We start from the raw sequence: 18080 nt of genomic DNA, 5'->3' as shown, positions 1-18080 counted from the left end.
CTTCCGTTAGTTAATGCAGAAATAAAAAGGGCTTCCAAATGGAAGCCCTTTTTTACAATTGTTCGAGTTAGCCTGCAAGTACGTCGGTTGCGACTTTATAGCTAGGATCTTCTTTGACATTGATTTCCACTAGGCTACCTGCTTTGTCGAGTAGTTTACGGCAATCTGGGCTCAAGTGGCGAAGGTGTAACGTTTTGCCCTGTGCAGCGTAACGTTCGGCTAGGGTTTCAATTGCTTCGATCGCTGAGTGGTCGGTGACACGCGAGTCGGCAAAGTCAACAATAACGTCTACAGGGTCTTTGTGAGCATCAAAGATCTCAAGGAAGTTTGCAACAGAACCAAAGAATACAGGACCGTGAATCTTATACTCTTTTGAACCCTCTTCGTTGATACATGTGTCAGCGTAGATGTGTTTTGCATGTTGCCAAGCAAACATTAGTGCAGATGCGATAACACCAACGAAAACAGCGACTGCTAAATCAGTCAGAACGGTTACAACCGTCACCAGGACGATAACGAAGAAGTCTTGTTTTGGCACTCGGCGAGCAAGTTTGAAGGTTGCCCATTCAAATGTACCGATAACCACCATGAACATCACGCCCACTAGTGCAGCCAGAGGAATCATTTCAATGAGAGATGAAGCAAACAAAATGAACATCAACAGAGCAACGGCAGCAACAATACCTGAAAGTCGACCACGACCACCTGAGTTAACGTTGATCATTGACTGACCAATCATCGCACAACCACCCATAGCGCCAAAGACTGAACAGGTCATGTTAGCCATACCTTGACCGATACACTCACGGTTAGATTGACCACGCGTGTTAGTCATTTCGTCGAGAACAGTAAGCGTCAGTAGAGATTCAATCAAGCCAATCGCAGCCAAGATAATGGCGTACGGAAGGATGATTTGCAGCGTTTCAAATGTAAATGGAACAGCTGGAATTGAGAAAGTCGGTAGTGAGCCCGCGAGTGTCGCGGCTTCATCGCCTGACATCGTGCGTAGGAAATCGACAACGGTGCGCGTTTCAAGATCCAAACCAACAACCAATGCCGTGACGGTGACAATCGCTACAAGTGACGATGGAACGGCAGTAGTAAACTTAGGTAAGAAGTGAATAATCGCCATGGTGAGTGCAACCAGACCTAGCATCAGCACCATTTGGTCAGACGGTAGCCATGTCAATGCACCCGTTAGATCCGGCGCTTTAAATTGGCCAAGCTGCGCAAGGAAGATAACAATAGCTAAACCGTTCACGAAACCAATCATTACAGGGTGCGGAACAATGCGGATGAACTTACCAAGCTTAAATAGACCAGCAGCAACTTGGAGGATACCTGCGAGTAAGATAGCGGCAAACAAGTATTGAACACCGTGAGTTGCGACCAATGAAACCATAACAACGGCCATTGCACCTGTTGCACCAGAGATCATACCTGGGCGACCACCAAAGATTGAGGTGATTAAACCAACGATGAAGGCAGCGTATAAGCCGACCATAGGGTCAACGCCTGCAACGAATGCGAATGCAACCGCTTCAGGAACCAGTGCTAACGCAACCGTTAGACCAGAGAGCACATCGTTTTTGACGGAGTGCTTAGAAAATTGTGGAAATTCAAACATGCTTACTCAGTTTTGCTAAGTGTGTAGAAGGAGTCTGAATTAAGCTTTAGTGAGCACCAAGTAAAATGCAATGTAAAAGAGCAGAGTGTTTAAAGCTATTGCTCAGCGTAAACGCCGCTAGTTAGATATAGCGATATGAGCAGAATTCAGTTCGAGTCGGCGAATGCTACCGAAAAGTGTGATTAAGTTCAAGAATGAACCCTATATTGACTAATATTTGTGATTAATAACAGATACGTAGTCGTGATGACTTTTACACATAAAAAAACAGCCCCTAGTATAGGAGCTGTTTCGTTTGAGTACTTGTTCGAGTACTAAATTAGTAGCTTTGTGGCTTAGCCATCGCTGCACCCGCTTGGTTGCGAGCAACTTGGCTTCCGGCACCTTTCGACTGGTAACGTTCAGTGCGTAGAGGCGCTGCGTTAACAGTGATCTCTTTTAGCTCTGATGTTCCTGGTGCTTTTGCCATTGGCGCAGAAGCGTGTCCTTTGAATGCTGGAACGACGATTTCAGTCTCTTCCTTAGCAGCCTGATGCTCTTCAACCTCTGCTTCTTGCTCTTTAACAGGAGCTTCAGCTTGTTCAGAGTTCACAGTTGCCACTGCTTCCGCAATCACTTCGACGGTTTCTTCAACCTGCTCTGGAGCAATACTCACAGCTTCGTTCTCAACAGGCGTTTCAACGACAGGTACTTCAACCACTGGTGCCTCAACACTTGGTTGTTCTACGATTGGCGCAACTTCTACTTCAACTACAGGTTGCTCACGACGCACGATCACTTTACCCATCGCCATTTCAGGGCAAGCAAAACCGCCAAGTGCCACTTGAGTGTCTTCAGTAGCGTGTTGTTTCTTCGGTTTGCGTGTCGGCTTCGTGATGCCATAGCTTGGCATAACTTTACCCATTGCCATTTCTGGAGACGCAACCCCACCTTTACGTAGACGGAATGGGTTAGGGCGACGATCGCGACCGCGACGACGACGTTGACCACTTGCACGTAGGTGACGCGGAGAACGACGGTTGCGACGTTGCTTCGGCTGTTGCTCTTCTTCCGAAGCCACTGCTTCTACCGCTTGCTCGACAGTTTCGGCGACTGATTCCGCCTGCACCTGTTTCACGTCTTCGACTGCTTCTGCTTGCGCTTTCTGCTGGTCTTTAACGCGAACTTGCTTATTCAGCTTACGACGTTGACGACGCTCTTTAACTTTAGCCGTTTTTTCTTCTGCACGGTTTGGCTTTTCAGCTTGCTGTGCTTCAGATGCGAGTTTTAGACCTTCTTCAGCAACTTTGGTGTTTGTCTTCACTTCGTCACGCTTGTTACGGCGATCTTGCTTAGGCTTACGGTTTTGTTGCTTGCGGTCGTTGGTTTGTTTGTTATCGCTTGTCGCTTCATCACGTGATTGAGGCTTACGCTTGTTATCACGTTTATCGTCGCGATTATCTTTACGGTTTTCGTTACGGTTGTCGCGAGAATTACGGCGACGGTTATCGTTACGATTTCGACGGTTGCGATTGTTGCGTTGGCCGTCCTTCTTATCCGATTTTGCCTGTTTCTCTTCAACCTTTTCTTCTTCAGCACCTGAGCCAAATAGGAAACTACCGAGCGCTTTGAAGAAGCGGCTTACTAAACCAGGTTTCGATTCTTCAGCAATAGCAGGTTTGCTTTCTTTTGCTTTAGGCGTTGGTTTAGGCGGTGTTGGCGCAGATTGAGCCGGAGATGCGAAGCCTTTAAGAACCGGTTCTTCCAGTTTCTTTGGTTTCGCGTCTACTTCTGACACTTCACGACCTTCAGCTTCTTTCATTGCTTCCAGTTTCTTAGGAAGTAGGTAAGACAGCAGATCGAACTCTTCACCTTCACGAACACGGATTACGTCGAAGTGAGGCGTTTCCATCTCTGAGTTTGGAACAACCGTGATCTTAACTTCTTGTGTACGTTCGATGTGGTTCACTGAACGACGCTTTTCATTGAGAAGGTAAGAAGCGATTGGAACAGGCACTACAGCCAAAACTTGCGCAGTATTGTCTTTCAATGCCTCTTCTTCGATTAAACGAAGAACAGAAAGCGCTAATGATTCGTTATCACGAACCACACCAGTACCTGTACAGCGAGGACAGATATGGTGACTTGCTTCCGCAAGAGAAGGGCTTAGGCGTTGGCGTGACATTTCAAGCAAGCCAAAGCGAGAAATACGGCCAATTTGTACGCGTGCACGATCCATACGGACGGCATCACGCAGACGGTTTTCAACTTCACGTTGGTGGCGAACTGGCGTCATATCGATAAAGTCGATAACAACTAGACCACCTAAGTCACGAAGACGTAGCTGACGAGCAATTTCATCGGCTGCTTCAAGGTTTGTGTTTAAAGCCGTTTCTTCGATATCACCACCCTTTGTTGCGCGAGCGGAGTTGATATCAATAGAAGTCAGCGCTTCTGTTGGGTCGATAACGATTGAGCCACCAGAAGGAAGGCGAACTTCACGTTGGAAAGCAGATTCGATTTGGCTTTCGATTTGGTAGTGGCTAAAGAGTGGTACTTCACCGTCGTATTTCTTAACACGGTTCACGAAGTCTGGGCGAACAAGGCGGATGTGCTCAAGTGCGCGCTCGTAAATTGTGTTGCTGTCGATAAGGATTTCGCCGATATCACGACGTAGGTAGTCTCGGATAGCACGAACAATGACGTTACTTTCTTGGTGAATCAAGAAAGGCGCCGCATTTGAGTCTGATGCTTGCTTGATCGCACCCCAATGGTTAAGGAGTACATTCAAATCCCACTCTAGCTCTTCTGCGCTCTTGCCTACGCCAGCAGTACGTACGATTAGACCCATGCCTTGAGGCAGTTCTAGAGTACTTAATGCAGCTTTCAGCTGTGTGCGCTCATCACCTTCGATACGACGAGAAATACCGCCAGCTCGAGGGTTGTTAGGCATAAGAACAAGGTAGCTACCCGCAAGAGAAATAAACGTTGTAAGTGCAGCGCCTTTGCTGCCACGTTCTTCTTTTTCGACTTGTACGATCACTTCTTGGCCTTCGGTTAGCACTTCTTTAATGCTAGGACGGCCTTGATATGTGTATCCTTCAGGGAAGTATTCGCGGGCAATTTCTTTAAGAGGGAGGAAACCGTGTCTTTCTGCACCGTAGTCAACGAAGGCTGCTTCTAGACTTGGTTCGATGCGGGTGATACGTCCTTTGTAGATATTCGCTTTTTTCGATTCATGACCTGGACTTTCGATATCTAGATCGAAAAGTCGCTGGCCATCAACCAAAGCGACACGCAACTCTTCTTTTTGAGTCGCGTTGATTAACATTCTTTTCATTGATAAATCTCGTTGTCATTTTTTTGTTTTTCTTGTTGCCGTTTTTCTCTTTCACGGTGCCTGATCCCATGGCTTATTACGTTGCAGCCTCCCGGCTGGAGGGATGCTCTGGGGCACTTCAGCCTCACAAGCTATTTGATCGCTTGTGAGCCGCATAGTTGGCGGTAAATACTCAACGTGAATGAGTTATGAGTAGGGCAACAAGATTTGCTAGTTTCGAAAATGTCTTACGCCGTGTGCGGCATTTTGGTAAATTAGCGAGCTACTCATTTAACTTGCTTTAAAATGATTGGGTTTGATTAAAATGCAACCGAATCCTTTATTGCAGGTGTGAACTATAGCAGTACCCAATAAACTCAGCAATCTGCTTTATAATAAAACGCTAAAAAAGCTGTTTTTATTTTTCATAAGTATCTGTTTTGGAAGCGCTAACAGCCAGTTTTTTGAAAATTGTAATTAAATTGGTGGATTTTTATTCGGAGTAGAATTTGAACTCATTCTTATCGAGTGAAATTCCAGTTTGTTGCGAAGAAAATGTGAAATCACGCAACTTTGAGTGATAGAATAACCGCATGAGCGAAATAAGAACAAAAGTCCAGTTTGTCGATATTGACGACGACATGGCAGGTCAGCGTATTGATAATTTCTTACGCAACCAATTGAAAAGTATCCCTAAAAGCATGGTTTATCGAATCTTGCGTAAGGGAGAAGTGCGTGTAAACAAAAAACGCGTCAAAGCAGAATATAAGCTTCAAGCTGGGGATTTAGTCCGCATTCCACCGGTAACGATGGAAGAAAAAACCGACGAAATTGCCCCGAGCACCAAACTAAACAAGGTTGCAGAACTAGAGCATATGATTATTTATGAAGACGATCATATGCTCATATTGAATAAACCATCGGGAACGGCGGTGCATGGCGGCAGTGGGCTTAAGTTTGGCGCCATTGAAGCTCTGCGCGCGTTACGCCCTAAAGCGCGTTTTCTTGAACTCGTGCATCGTATTGACCGTGATACTTCAGGTATTTTGTTGGTGGCTAAAAAGCGTTCTGCTCTGCGCCATTTGCAAGCGCAGTTCAGAGAGAAAACGGTGAAGAAGTTTTACTTTGCTTTGGTCATGGGGCAATGGAAGAGCAGCTGTAAGGTTGTTAACGCGCCTCTGTTAAAAAATGAAGTAAACAGCATTGTCCGCGTTAACCCAAATGGCAAAGCGTCGGAAACTCGATTTAAAATCATCGAGAAGTTTTCGGATGCAACGCTTGTTCAAGCGAGTCCAATTACGGGCCGCACACACCAAATCCGAGTACATACTCAATACACGGGTCATCCGATCGCTTGGGATGATCGTTATGGTGACAGACGTTTCGATGCCTACACGGGTAAGGTGGGGTTGGATCGTTTGTTCCTACACGCGGCCAATATCAAGTTCCAACATCCGTCCAACGATGAATGGATGGAAATCAACGCACCTATGGAAGCGAAGCTTGAACGAGTGTTGGCAGGATTGCGAAAGCTATAGACAAAGTAATTAGCTCGATTCATCAAGGGCTGACGCAAGGCGTCAGCCCTTTTCTTTACCCTAGAGTATGTTTAGCCCTTGCTTCTCTAGCATATCGATCAGGTCTATAAGAGGTAAGCCGACTAAGGTGTTGGGATCTTTGCCCTCAAGTCTTTCAAAAAGCGCAATACCTAAGCCCTCACTTTTAAAGCTGCCAGCGCAGTTAAAAGGTTCCTCTTTATCAACATAGCTTTCTATTTGGTGTTGAGAGAGGGAACGAAAATGGACGGTAAATGTATCGACCAGAGCCTGCGTTTCACCCGAAACACTGTTATAAACGGCTAGCCCAGTAAAAAACTGTATAGACTTCCCGCTTTGTTGAGTTAATTGCTCGATAGCCTTTTCACGAGTATGAGGCTTACCGATAATTTTTCCATCGATAACGCAGACTTGATCGCTGCCAATAACCAAGCTTGCTTGTGGTGTTTGACAGGAGTTCGCTTTGCCTATGGCTAAGCGTTTGACGAGCTCAAAAGGTGTTTCGTTATCTAACGGCGTTTCATCGAAATCAGGGCTAGCTGTAACAAATGGAACTGCAAGTTTATTGAGCAGTTGGGCGCGATACGGCGAGGTAGAGGCTAAAACTAGTTGGTAATTTGGCATTTTAATTTACAATCTAACAGCGGGTTAGTGTGAGCTTAATCGATATTATGGTTGTGATACTAGCTCTCTCGCTGGAAAGGAAAAAAAGTCCACTTTTTTGCCCTTTTTCTTTGACTATAAACGATTTGGAAGATAGAATTCGCGCCCTATGCAAAAGGTAAAAATACCGCGTACGATTGATCCAATGCGCGCTGCCCAGAAGCGACTAGATGTTGAAGGCATTATTCAAATTAGTCTCTTTAAGCGCTTAGTGGAGTCGGTCGAAGGCGTTAAACGCGACGCCGAAGTGTCACTGTCATTTGACTTAGATGAGCAGCGACTCGTTGTTATCTCTGGTAAAGCTAACATCGTAGTCGACTTAGAGTGTCAGCGCTGTAATGAGGTTTTCGCACATGAGTGCGATGTCCAATTCACCTATACACCGTATCGCGGTGAAAGGACTGAAGAGGAAGCACCGGAAGAGTACGATTTGGTAGATCTGAACGAGTACGGTGAATTAGACCTAATACAGTTAGTTGAAGACGAGTTCATTCTAAACTTGCCTCAAATTGCAATGCACGACGAAGCGGACTGTAGCGTTGATTCAGATAATATGGTGTTTGGCGAAATTCCAGAAGAAATTGTGGAAGAGAAAAAACCGAATCCATTTGACGTTTTAAAAAGCTTAAAGAAGTAATTCTTTAATACTTACATAGGAGTAGGGTCAATGGCCGTACAAAAGAGCAAGAAATCACGTTCAATGCGTGGTATGCGTCGTTCACACGATGCCCTAACTACAGCTGCACTTTCTGTAGACGCAACTTCAGGTGAAACTCACCTACGCCACAACGTAACTGCTGAAGGTTACTACCGTGGTAAAAAGGTTATCAACAAGTAAGGTTGAACCTTTGCCTAATATAACCGTTGCACTTGATGCAATGGGCGGGGATTTCGGTCCTCGCGTTACAGTGCCTGCCGCCGTGCAGGCACTGTCGCATTTCCCAGAGCTAAAAGTGATCCTACTAGGTGATCAAACTTCGATCACAACTCAATTATCTTCTCTTGGTTATCAGTCAGACTCTCGCTTGAGCATTCAACACTGTGACCGAGTGATCTCCAACTCAGAAAAACCGTCTCTCGCGCTAAGAAATAGCAACGGCACGTCCATGGGCATGGCAATTGATGCGGTCGCTCAAGGCGATGCGGATGCCTGTGTTAGCGGAGGAAACACTGGTGCTTTGATGGCGTTATCACGCTTTCGCTTAAAGCTCTTGCCTGGAATCGAGCGACCAGCCTTGATTTCGGCTTTGCCAACCGCTTCTGGTAGCAAAACCTGGATGTTAGATCTAGGGGCGAACGTTTCTAGTGATGCCGATTCGCTCTTCCAATTTGCGGTAATGGGTAGTGCGTTGGCGGAACAATACCTACAACGACCACCCCGTGTAGCGATCCTTAACATTGGTGCTGAAGAAATAAAAGGCAACGATCTTGTCAAGCGCTGTGCTGAGATGCTCTCTGCTACGCAGTCGGTCAATTTTGTAGGCTACATTGAAGGTAATCAATTGTTGCATGACGCCGCAGATGTCGTTGTGTGTGACGGCTTTGTGGGGAATGTATGTTTAAAAGCTTGCGAAGGTACAGCCCAACTTTTTATAGATAAGTTGAAATCGAGCATGATGTCCTCATCTATAAAGGGTTGGATTGCAAGAAAATTATTTTCCAGCTTATTTAATGAGCTAAAAACACTGAACCCCGACCAGTATAACGGTGCAAGTTTGCTAGGATTGCGCGGCATTGTCATAAAAAGCCATGGAAGCGCTGACGTTAACGCCGTCATCAATGCAATTGGTGAGGCGTTGCACGAGGTCAAACGACAAGTACCCAGCCGTATTAGCGATCGTTTGGAAGCGGTTTTACTCGAGAGGCATTATTAGGTCTTCATGTATAGCAAAATTTTAGGTACTGGCAGCTACCTGCCATCTCAGGTGCGTTCAAACGCAGACTTAGAGAAAATGGTAGATACCACTGACGAGTGGATTGTCACTCGCACAGGTATTAGTGAACGTCGTATCGCGGCAGAAAATGAAACTGTTGCAGACATGGGTTACCAAGCGGCGAAGAATGCTATCGAGATGGCAGGTATCGACAAAGACGATATCGATATGATTCTTGTAGCGACCACAAGTGGCTCACACGCTTTCCCATCAGCGGCATGTCAGGTACAAGCGCTGCTTGGTATTAAGCATTGTCCTGCCTTTGATATGGCTGCGGCATGTTCTGGGTTTATCTACGCGCTTTCTGTTGCTGATCAATACATCAAAACTGGTCATTGTAAAAACATCCTGGTGATTGGTGCTGACGCATTGTCTAAGACATGTGATCCTAACGACCGCTCTACGATCATCCTTTTTGGTGATGCTGCCGGTGCGGTAGTGGTGGGCGCAAGTGAAGAACCGGGTATTCTGTCTACGACGATCAATGCTGATGGCCGTTTCGGTGAACTACTTAGCCTTAAGTTTGCAGACCGTCATGAGAAAGTGCCTAGCGAATCAGAACACAGCGAAGACATTAACAGCTGGCTGCATATGGCTGGTAACGAAGTATTCAAAGTGGCTGTGACTCAGCTTTCGCGTTTGGTAAAAGAAACGCTAAAAGAAAATGGCATGGATAAATCTGAACTAGATTGGTTAGTGCCTCATCAAGCCAACCTACGTATTATTTCAGCGACCGCCAAGAAACTTGCGATGTCAATGGATCAAGTCGTCGTGACATTAGACCGTCACGGCAACACATCAGCGGCGACCGTTCCTACTGCGCTCGATGAAGCGGTGCGCGATGGTCGTATCCAGCGCGGTCAAACTCTACTGCTAGAAGCATTTGGCGGTGGTTTTACTTGGGGCTCGGCGCTCGTTAAGTTCTAATTAGAATTCAAAATTAAGATGCCTTTGAGGGCATCTTTTCTTTCTTCTTTGATTTAAAGAATCCAGTTTAAGGAAAATAAAATGAGTAAGTTTGCTATCGTTTTTCCAGGTCAAGGCTCACAAACTGTGGGTATGCTTGCTGAACTTGGTGAACAACATGACGTGGTAAAACAGACTTTTGCTGAAGCGTCAGAAGCACTGGGCTACGACCTATGGGCTCTTGTTCAAAATGGCCCTGCAGAAGATTTAAATCAAACTCACCGTACTCAACCTGCTTTGCTCGCGTCTTCTGTTGCGATTTGGCGCGTATGGCAAGAGCAAGGTCTTGAGCAACCAGCAAACCTTGCAGGCCACAGCCTCGGTGAATACTCAGCATTGGTATGTGCTGGTGTTATCGACTTTAAAGAAGCGATCAAACTTGTTCAGCTTCGTGGTCAGTTGATGCAAGAAGCGGTACCTGCGGGTACTGGCGCGATGTATGCAATTATCGGCCTTGATGACGAATCAATCGCTAAAGCGTGTGAAGAAGCGGCTCAAGGTGAGGTTGTTTCTCCAGTAAACTTCAACTCTCCAGGTCAGGTTGTTATCGCTGGTAGCAAAGATGCAGTAGAGCGCGCTGGTGCGCTATGTAAAGAAGCGGGCGCTAAGCGTGCACTTCCTCTTCCTGTATCTGTGCCTTCTCACTGTGCGCTAATGAAGCCAGCAGCTGACAAACTAGCGGTAGCACTAGAAGAGCTAGAATTCAATGCTCCTCAGCTTCCAGTCATCAACAATGTCGACGTTGCTGCTGAAACAGATCCTGCAAAAATTAAAGATGCGCTTGTACGTCAGCTATACAGCCCAGTTCGTTGGACTGAGAGCGTACAGCTAATGAGCGAGCAAGGCGTAGAGAAACTACTGGAGCTTGGCCCTGGTAAAGTTCTAACTGGCCTAACAAAACGAATTGTTAAGACACTAAGTGGCGCTGCAGTTAACGATGCTGCATCTCTAGACGCTGCTAAGTAATTTAAGCACAAAGGAATAACGAACATGATGAACCTAGAAGGCAAAGTTGCTCTAGTTACTGGTGCAAGCCGTGGTATTGGTCGTGCAATCGCTGAACTGCTTGTTGAGCGTGGCGCAACAGTAATTGGCACAGCAACGTCTGAAGGCGGCGCGGCGGCAATCAGTGAGTACCTAGGCGAGAACGGAAAAGGCCTGGCGCTTAACGTAACTAACGTAGAGTCTATCGAAGCAACACTTAAGACGATCAACGATGAGTTTGGTGCGATTGATATCCTAGTTAATAACGCAGGTATCACACGTGACAACCTACTTATGCGTATGAAAGACTCTGAGTGGGATGACATCATCGATACTAACCTGACGCCAATCTTCCGTATGTCTAAAGCGGTTCTGCGTGGCATGATGAAGAAGCGTGCTGGCCGTATCATCAACGTAGGTTCTGTTGTTGGTACTATGGGTAATGCAGGTCAGGCTAACTATGCAGCTGCGAAAGCGGGTGTTATTGGTTTCACTAAATCTATGGCACGTGAAGTGGCTTCTCGCGGCGTGACTGTGAACACGGTTGCCCCAGGCTTTATCGAAACAGATATGACCAAAGCGCTGAATGACGATCAACGTGCGGCGACATTATCTGCTGTACCGGCAGGTCGTTTAGGTGACCCACGTGAAATTGCGTCTGCGGTTGTATTCTTAGCTTCACCAGAAGCGGCTTACATCACAGGCGAAACTTTGCATGTAAATGGCGGCATGTACATGGTTTAATTGATACATTACGCAGAGAAAGTGAACTTTTTAGCGAAAGAGTACTCAAAATTCTGCATAATTTGTCAATTAACCTAAAATGTCATCATTCAAGTTAGGGAATGTCACTAAAATAGCCTATATTTGGTGACAACTGGCATGAACATGCGCAACATTTGTGCATGATTTAAGTCAAAAATGTATTGAATTTCGGTTAAATTCGCTAAAATTGTGGTTTGACCAGCAAGGTCCCCCTTGCAACTTTCAGTAGTTCGAATAAACTACGGAATCATCGCATTGAGCGAAATCTGTAAAGGAAAAGAAAAAATGAGCAACATCGAAGAACGCGTAAAGAAAATCATTGTTGAACAGCTAGGTGTAGACGAAGCTGAAGTTAAAAACGAAGCTTCATTCGTTGACGACCTAGGTGCTGATTCTCTAGACACTGTTGAACTAGTAATGGCTCTAGAAGAAGAATTCGATACTGAGATTCCAGACGAAGAAGCTGAGAAAATCACTACTGTTCAAGCTGCAATCGACTACGTAAACAGCGCTCAGTAATATCTCCCCCAGGCGGCCTTCTGGCCGCCTGTGTTCTTTTTAACCCTTCTATCCTTCCATAGAATCATTTCATTTCCGGAGAATAATATCGTGTCCAAGCGTCGTGTTGTTGTCACTGGCATGGGTATGTTGTCACCGGTAGGCAACACCGTAGAATCATCTTGGAAAGCCCTGCTTGCTGGTCAAAGTGGTATCGTAAATATCGAGCATTTTGACGCCGAAAACTTCTCTACTCGTTTTGCGGGTCTGGTAAAAGACTTTGACTGTACCGAGTACATGTCTAAGAAAGATGCACGTAAAATGGATTTATTTATCCAATACGGTATCGCAGCGGGTATTCAAGCTCTAGATGACTCTGGTTTACAAATTAACGAAGAAAATGCACCTCGTGTAGGTGTCGCTATCGGCTCTGGCATTGGTGGTCTTGACTTGATTGAAACTGGTCACACTGCACTAGTTGAAAAAGGTCCACGTAAAGTTAGCCCATTCTTCGTTCCATCAACTATCGTTAACATGGTTGCAGGTAACTTATCTATTATGCGTGGTCTTCGCGGTCCTAATATCGCGATCTCGACGGCGTGTACTACTGGTCTTCACAACATCGGTCATGCGGCGCGTATGATTGCCTACGGCGACGCTGATGCAATGGTTGCAGGCGGTGCTGAGAAAGCATCGACTCCGCTTGGTATGGCAGGTTTTGGCGCAGCTAAAGCGTTGTCGACTCGTAACGATGAGCCACAAAAAGCGTCTCGTCCTTGGGATAAAGACCGTGACGGTTTTGTTCTAGGTGACGGTGCGGGCATGATGGTTCTAGAAGAGTACGAACATGCGAAAGCACGTGGCGCGAAAATCTACGCTGAGCTGGTTGGCTTCGGTATGTCGGGCGATGCTTACCACATGACTTCTCCATCTGAAGATGGTTCAGGTGGCGCTCTAGCGATGGAAGCAGCAATGCGTGACGCGGGTATCGTTGGCACTCAGGTTGGCTATGTAAACGCACATGGCACCTCTACACCAGCTGGTGATGTTGCGGAAATCAAAGGTGTGAAGCGTGCTCTGGGTGAAGAAGGTGCTAAACAAGTTAAGGTTTCTTCGACTAAGTCTATGACGGGCCACCTACTTGGTGCGGCGGGTTCAGTAGAAGCTATCATTACGGTGATGTCTCTTGTTGACCAAATCGTCCCTCCGACGATCAACCTTGATAATCCAGAAGAAGGTCTTGATATCGACCTTGTACCACACACGGCAAAAGAAGTATCAATGGATTACGCGATCTGTAACTCATTTGGTTTCGGGGGTACTAACGGTTCTCTAGTATTCAAAAAAATCTAAAGAACGGTTTCAACTCTGTTAAATAAAACGGCTTAGTGCTTTGGCATTAAGCCGTTTTGTTATTTAATAATCGTTTAAATCTTCACAGACGTAGGAATGACATGTATTTGCTCAATGGAGAGTTGCAGGATTGTGTCGCGCTGACAGATCGCTCGTTTCAATATGGTGATGGTTGTTTTACCACCATGTTGACCCGACATGGGCAGGTGCAGCATTGGCACAGGCATATTGCAAGAATGGACGCGTGTTTGAAGCTACTTGGCATCGAATCTCCTGATTGGAGGCAGATCGAATGTTGGCTCAAGCAAATGGCAAATACCGAAGAGAAAGCTGGTCTCAAACTGCATATCAGCCGAGGAGAAGGAGGGCGCGGATATAGCCCTACTCAAGTGACCTCATCAAATGTTACCATTAGCGCCTTTCCATTTCCGTCTCACTATGAACAATGGTGTCAAGATGGCGTTGTGTTAGGTGTCTGTCACAAGCGATTAGGGATTAACCCAATGTTGGCAGGGCACAAACATAACAACCGTCTTGAACAAATATTATTGAAAGCGGATATAGAGCAACAAGGCTACGTCGATGGTATTGCGTTGGATTGCAATGACAAGGTTGTTGAAACCACTATGGCTAACTTGTTTTGGTTGAAGGGTGAGGTGTTATATACGCCTAGCCTTTCGAATGCGGGTGTCGATGGTGTTATGCGTCGCGTGGTGTTGGACGTAGTGTCTAAGCTCGGAGTCTCTGTTAAGGAGGCGGACTACGTGATGGAAGATCTGTTGGCGGCTGATGAGGTTTTTGTCACTAACTCCATTTTGGGTGTGGCGCCTGTCTCTGCAATCGAAAAGCAGACGTTTTTAATTGGAAAACTTACAAGAACTATTCAGGAGAAGGCCCTGTCGTGATTAAAAAAATCACTATTTTTTTACTGTTGGTCGCGCTTGCTGCGGCGGCAGGTTATGGCTATGTCACTAAACAAGTTGAGCAGTATATCGCTCAGCCTCTCAATATCGAACAAGAGCAAATCTTTACTCTCAAGTCAGGAACCGGTTTCAACCGTGTGTTATCTCAGTTAACTGAAAAGGGAATCATAGCAGGGAGTGATTTCTCCAAACTTGTTCGCCGTTTTCACCCTGAGCTAACTCAGTTAAAAGCGGGAACCTATTTACTTGAACCCAATACTACCTTAGCTCAGACTCTTGAATTACTTAAGTCTGGCAAAGAACACCAATTTGCAATTACTTTTGTTGAAGGTTCAACGTTTAAGGAGTGGCGCCAAGCACTCGAAACAGCTGAGTACTTAGAGCATGAAATGTTGGGCTTAAGTGAAGCAGAGATCGCTCAAAAACTTGGCCTTGAACATGATAAATTAGAAGGGTTAATGCTTGCAGAAACGTATCACTATACGTTTGGCACCTCGGATCTCGATATCTTGAAGCGTGCTTCCTCTAAACTGCAGGCTATTCTTGATGAACAATGGCAACAAAGACAAGAGGACTTACCGTTAAAGACGCCTTATGAAGCGTTAATCCTTGCGTCTATCATTGAAAAAGAGACAGCAGTAGAAGAAGAGCGAGAGCGTGTTGCTTCTGTCTTTATTAACCGCCTCAATAAGCGTATGCGTTTGCAGACTGATCCTACCGTTATTTACGGGATGGGCGATAAGTATGACGGCAATATTCGCAAAAAAGATCTTCGTACACCGACACCATACAATACATACACAATTTTTGGCTTACCACCGACACCGATTGCGATGCCGGGAGAAGCCTCTATTGCAGCGGCACTCAATCCAGAGGCGAGCAACTATCTCTATTTTGTTGCCAGTGGTAAAGGTGGCCACGTGTTCTCGAAATCATTGGCAGAACACAACCGTGCTGTACGAGCCTATTTAAAACAATTAAGAAGTAACCAATGAGCCAAGCTAAATTTATCGTTATCGAAGGCCTAGAAGGCGCGGGTAAAAGCACTGCCATTAATGCAGTGATGGAGACTCTAAAGCAAGCGGGCGTTGAACGTATCAAAAACACTCGCGAACCTGGTGGAACCGTGTTAGCTGAGAAACTGCGCACTCTCGTCAAGCAAGAGCACGACGGTGAGATATTGCAAGATATGACTGAGCTGCTGCTTATGTATGCCGCTCGCGTTCAATTGGTCGAGAATGTTATCAAGCCTGCATTAGAGTCGGGTACTTGGGTTGTGGGCGACCGTCACGATATGTCCTCTCAGGCGTATCAAGGAGGAGGACGTCAGATTGCCAAAGAGACAATGGCGTCTTTAAAGCAGACAACGCTTGGTGACTTTAAACCCGATTTGACCATCTATCTCGATCTTGACCCACGAGTTGGGCTTGAACGCGCGCGAGGACGTGGAGAGTTGGATCGTATCGAGAAAATGGACATGAGTTTCTTTGATCGAACACGCGAACGATACCTTGAAATGGCAAATGCAGACGAGAGTGTCATGGTAGTCAATGCTGAGCAAACCATCGATAAGGTGGCAGCGGATATAAAAATCGCATTACGCTCTTGGATGGATACACTGTAATGACGACGCTTTACCCTTGGTTATCTGAGCTTTGGCAAGAGTGGCAGGCGAGTTTGCAAAATGGTCGCTTTTCCAACGCAGCGATGTTGACCGCAAAACCAGGCTTGGGTGCTGAGCAGATTGTTGAACACTTTAGCCGTGCTGTGATGTGCAGCAATTATGACCATGAGGCATGCGGTTTTTGTCATAGCTGTCAGCTTATGCAGTCTGGTAGTCATCCTGACTATCATATTGTCCAACCTGAAAAAGAAGGCAAAGCCATTTCAGTCGATCAAATTCGCCAGTGTAATAGACAAGCACAAGAATCGTCTCAATTAGGCGGTCTTCGCTTATTTGTGATTGAGCCAGCAGATTCGATGAATGAATCTGCTGCTAATGCGTTATTGAAAACTCTTGAAGAACCTTCCGGAAGCTGTATGTTCCTGCTGGTTACCCACCGTAGTAATGGCCTGTTGCCCACTATCACGAGTCGCTGTCAGCAATGGCAAGTCACTCCTCCTAACTCTGAGATGGTGACTCAGTGGATCTCAGAGCAGACCAGCCGCTCTGTACCTGAGTACGCGGCGCACTTAAATAGCAATGCGCCACTAAACACACTACAGTTTGTAGAGCAGGAGAAAGAGCAAGAGTACCTCAAAGTCGAGCAGAGCTTGATTCAGGTTGTTGAACTGTCGGGTGACAGCTTATCTTTGGCGAAAGCGTTGGCAAACAACCCTCATGAGACCTTGCTTTGGTTGTGGTATTTACTCACTGATGCTCAAAAAGTCCATTTTTCTGTCAACATGCCGTTTTTTGTCCCTGGGGCAAAACGGCTGTCTGAGCTAGTTAGCTACGATATTCTTTATCAGCAGACAAAGGCGTTAAGTGCTCTCATCGACCAGTTGCGTCAGCATTCAGGGCTCAACAGTGAGCTGCTCATTTTGGATTGGTTATTTAGATTTAACGGGGAAACATGTTCGTAGACTCACACTGCCATTTAGATAAGCTTGATTATCAAGATCTCCACACCGGCATTGCTGATGTGGTCGCTAAAGCGAAAGCGGCAAACGTTACAGAGCTTCTTTCAGTAGGGGTAACGTTAGACTCTTTTCCAAAGATGTTGGAAATGATAGAACCTTTTGACAACGTCTATGCTTCTTGTGGTGTGCACCCACTCGACGTAGAAAGCGATTTTGCGTTGGACCGATTACATGACTACGCTGCTCACTCTCGTGTTGTTGCCATTGGCGAAACAGGTTTGGATTACCACTATCAGCCAGAAACTGCAGACTTACAAAAACTGCGATTTGAGCAGCAGGTTGAACTTGGGGTAAAACTGAACAAGCCACTCATCATTCACACGCGTAACGCTAGGCAAGATACACTCGATATATTGCGTAATGGTGGTGCCGAGAAGTGTGGTGGGGTCATCCACTGCTTCACTGAAGATCTTGCGTTTGCTGAAGCTGCGATGGACTTAGGTTTTTACATTTCGATTTCGGGTATCGTTACCTTTCGACAGGCAACAGAGCTGAAAGAGGTCGTCAAAGCGCTGCCTTTAGAGCGACTTCTTATCGAAACTGATTCTCCGTATCTGGCTCCTGTCCCGCATCGAGGAAAACAGAACCAACCGGCGTATGTCGTCGAGGTTGCTTCCTACATTGCGCAGCTGAAAGGCCTTTCTCTTGGTGAAGTTGGAGAAAAAACCAGCGAAAACTTTAGAAATCTTTTTTTGAGATAGAAAATGAAAGTTGATTAAAAAAGGAGCGAGAGCTCCTTTTTTTTGTAAGTTAGATCACACGCAAGCGTTTGGTTGGCTTTGTTTACTAATTTTGTTGAACTTGAGAGCTGAAAATATCACTTTTGTAAATTTGTTACATAAAATAACAATGCTGCCTATTTTATTTACT

The 18080-nt window shown here is 45.9% G+C and carries 17 protein-coding genes; 14 read left to right on the top strand and 3 right to left on the bottom strand.

Annotation, left to right across the window (positions count from 1 at the left end):
* Positions 1-67: 67 nt before the first annotated feature.
* A complete protein-coding gene (locus U9J37_RS06510; protein WP_322414042.1) occupies positions 68-1627 on the bottom strand; it encodes a SulP family inorganic anion transporter in 1560 nt (519 codons plus the stop codon).
* Between the two features lie 319 nt (positions 1628-1946).
* Positions 1947-4946, bottom strand: coding sequence for a ribonuclease E (gene rne / locus U9J37_RS06505; RefSeq protein ID WP_043887257.1), 3000 nt, complete (start codon positions 4944-4946; stop codon positions 1947-1949).
* A gap of 572 nt (positions 4947-5518) precedes the next feature.
* On the opposite strand from rne, the gene rluC reads away from it, so the two are divergent.
* On the top strand, positions 5519-6463 hold the full coding sequence (gene rluC, locus U9J37_RS06500; protein WP_005474911.1) for a 23S rRNA pseudouridine(955/2504/2580) synthase RluC: 945 nt from the start codon (positions 5519-5521) through the stop codon (positions 6461-6463).
* A 60-nt stretch (positions 6464-6523) separates the two neighbouring features.
* Here the strand turns inward: rluC and U9J37_RS06495 are convergent, their stop codons facing one another.
* Positions 6524-7105 (bottom strand): Maf family protein, encoded by a 582-nt coding sequence (locus tag U9J37_RS06495; RefSeq protein WP_005474884.1) that lies wholly within the window; start codon positions 7103-7105, stop codon positions 6524-6526.
* A gap of 148 nt (positions 7106-7253) precedes the next feature.
* Here U9J37_RS06495 and yceD point away from each other — a divergent pair, with 148 nt between their 5' ends.
* From yceD to U9J37_RS06430, 13 genes are all read left to right on the top strand, one after another.
* On the top strand, positions 7254-7781 hold the full coding sequence (gene yceD / locus U9J37_RS06490) for a 23S rRNA accumulation protein YceD (protein ID WP_038134092.1): 528 nt from the start codon (positions 7254-7256) through the stop codon (positions 7779-7781).
* Between the two features lie 30 nt (positions 7782-7811).
* The gene (gene rpmF / locus U9J37_RS06485) at positions 7812-7982 is read left to right on the top strand and encodes a 50S ribosomal protein L32 (RefSeq protein WP_004414666.1); all 171 of its coding nucleotides are present in this window, start codon (positions 7812-7814) and stop codon (positions 7980-7982) included.
* A gap of 10 nt (positions 7983-7992) precedes the next feature.
* The gene (gene plsX / locus U9J37_RS06480; RefSeq protein ID WP_322414041.1) at positions 7993-9018 is read left to right on the top strand and encodes a phosphate acyltransferase PlsX; all 1026 of its coding nucleotides are present in this window, start codon (positions 7993-7995) and stop codon (positions 9016-9018) included.
* A gap of 6 nt (positions 9019-9024) precedes the next feature.
* Positions 9025-10005, top strand: coding sequence for a beta-ketoacyl-ACP synthase III (locus tag U9J37_RS06475; protein ID WP_038134099.1), 981 nt, complete (start codon positions 9025-9027; stop codon positions 10003-10005).
* Positions 10006-10086: 81 nt separating this feature from the next.
* On the top strand, positions 10087-11010 hold the full coding sequence (gene fabD / locus U9J37_RS06470) for an ACP S-malonyltransferase (protein WP_038134102.1): 924 nt from the start codon (positions 10087-10089) through the stop codon (positions 11008-11010).
* A 27-nt stretch (positions 11011-11037) separates the two neighbouring features.
* The gene (fabG, locus tag U9J37_RS06465) at positions 11038-11772 is read left to right on the top strand and encodes a 3-oxoacyl-ACP reductase FabG (protein WP_038134689.1); all 735 of its coding nucleotides are present in this window, start codon (positions 11038-11040) and stop codon (positions 11770-11772) included.
* A gap of 306 nt (positions 11773-12078) precedes the next feature.
* Positions 12079-12312: an acyl carrier protein gene (gene acpP / locus U9J37_RS06460; protein WP_004406112.1), complete on the top strand. Its 234-nt coding sequence runs from the start codon at positions 12079-12081 to the stop codon at positions 12310-12312.
* 90 nt (positions 12313-12402) lie between these two features.
* Entirely contained in the window at positions 12403-13644 is a 1242-nt protein-coding gene (gene fabF, locus U9J37_RS06455; RefSeq protein WP_038134104.1) for a beta-ketoacyl-ACP synthase II, read from the top strand.
* A 101-nt stretch (positions 13645-13745) separates the two neighbouring features.
* Positions 13746-14549, top strand: coding sequence for an aminodeoxychorismate lyase (gene pabC / locus U9J37_RS06450; RefSeq protein WP_039483081.1), 804 nt, complete (start codon positions 13746-13748; stop codon positions 14547-14549).
* Entirely contained in the window at positions 14546-15562 is a 1017-nt protein-coding gene (gene mltG / locus U9J37_RS06445) for an endolytic transglycosylase MltG (RefSeq protein WP_005473014.1), read from the top strand. The genes pabC and mltG overlap by 4 nt, the downstream gene beginning before the upstream one ends.
* On the top strand, positions 15559-16191 hold the full coding sequence (tmk, locus tag U9J37_RS06440; protein WP_005473072.1) for a dTMP kinase: 633 nt from the start codon (positions 15559-15561) through the stop codon (positions 16189-16191). The genes mltG and tmk overlap by 4 nt, the downstream gene beginning before the upstream one ends.
* Complete coding sequence (gene holB, locus U9J37_RS06435) at positions 16191-17153, top strand: DNA polymerase III subunit delta' (RefSeq protein WP_005473038.1); 963 nt, start codon at positions 16191-16193, stop codon at positions 17151-17153. Before tmk ends, holB begins: the two co-directional genes overlap by 1 nt.
* The gene (locus tag U9J37_RS06430; RefSeq protein WP_005472989.1) at positions 17144-17911 is read left to right on the top strand and encodes a TatD family hydrolase; all 768 of its coding nucleotides are present in this window, start codon (positions 17144-17146) and stop codon (positions 17909-17911) included. The genes holB and U9J37_RS06430 overlap by 10 nt, the downstream gene beginning before the upstream one ends.
* The last annotated feature ends 169 nt before the right edge of the window (positions 17912-18080 follow it).

This window comes from Vibrio sp. 16 (assembly GCF_963681195.1).
Classification (GTDB): Bacteria; Pseudomonadota; Gammaproteobacteria; order Enterobacterales; family Vibrionaceae; genus Vibrio; species Vibrio sinaloensis_D.
This window is presented reverse-complemented; position numbering and strand designations above follow the sequence as displayed.

Bases quoted from the DNA above. Each gene is read 5' to 3' on its own strand.
- holB (WP_005473038.1), top strand. From the start codon at position 16,191: ATGACGACGCTTTACCCTTGGTTATCTGAGCTTTGGCAAGAGTGGCAG.
- tmk (WP_005473072.1), top strand. From the start codon at position 15,559: ATGAGCCAAGCTAAATTTATCGTTATCGAAGGCCTAGAAGGCGCGGGT.
- U9J37_RS06495 (WP_005474884.1), bottom strand. From the start codon at position 7,105: ATGCCAAATTACCAACTAGTTTTAGCCTCTACCTCGCCGTATCGCGCC.
- U9J37_RS06475 (WP_038134099.1), top strand. From the start codon at position 9,025: ATGTATAGCAAAATTTTAGGTACTGGCAGCTACCTGCCATCTCAGGTG.
- rne (WP_043887257.1), bottom strand. From the start codon at position 4,946: ATGAAAAGAATGTTAATCAACGCGACTCAAAAAGAAGAGTTGCGTGTC.
- rpmF (WP_004414666.1), top strand. From the start codon at position 7,812: ATGGCCGTACAAAAGAGCAAGAAATCACGTTCAATGCGTGGTATGCGT.
- rluC (WP_005474911.1), top strand. From the start codon at position 5,519: ATGAGCGAAATAAGAACAAAAGTCCAGTTTGTCGATATTGACGACGAC.
- acpP (WP_004406112.1), top strand. From the start codon at position 12,079: ATGAGCAACATCGAAGAACGCGTAAAGAAAATCATTGTTGAACAGCTA.
- U9J37_RS06510 (WP_322414042.1), bottom strand. From the start codon at position 1,627: ATGTTTGAATTTCCACAATTTTCTAAGCACTCCGTCAAAAACGATGTG.
- pabC (WP_039483081.1), top strand. From the start codon at position 13,746: ATGTATTTGCTCAATGGAGAGTTGCAGGATTGTGTCGCGCTGACAGAT.
- U9J37_RS06430 (WP_005472989.1), top strand. From the start codon at position 17,144: ATGTTCGTAGACTCACACTGCCATTTAGATAAGCTTGATTATCAAGAT.
- yceD (WP_038134092.1), top strand. From the start codon at position 7,254: ATGCAAAAGGTAAAAATACCGCGTACGATTGATCCAATGCGCGCTGCC.
- fabG (WP_038134689.1), top strand. From the start codon at position 11,038: ATGAACCTAGAAGGCAAAGTTGCTCTAGTTACTGGTGCAAGCCGTGGT.
- fabD (WP_038134102.1), top strand. From the start codon at position 10,087: ATGAGTAAGTTTGCTATCGTTTTTCCAGGTCAAGGCTCACAAACTGTG.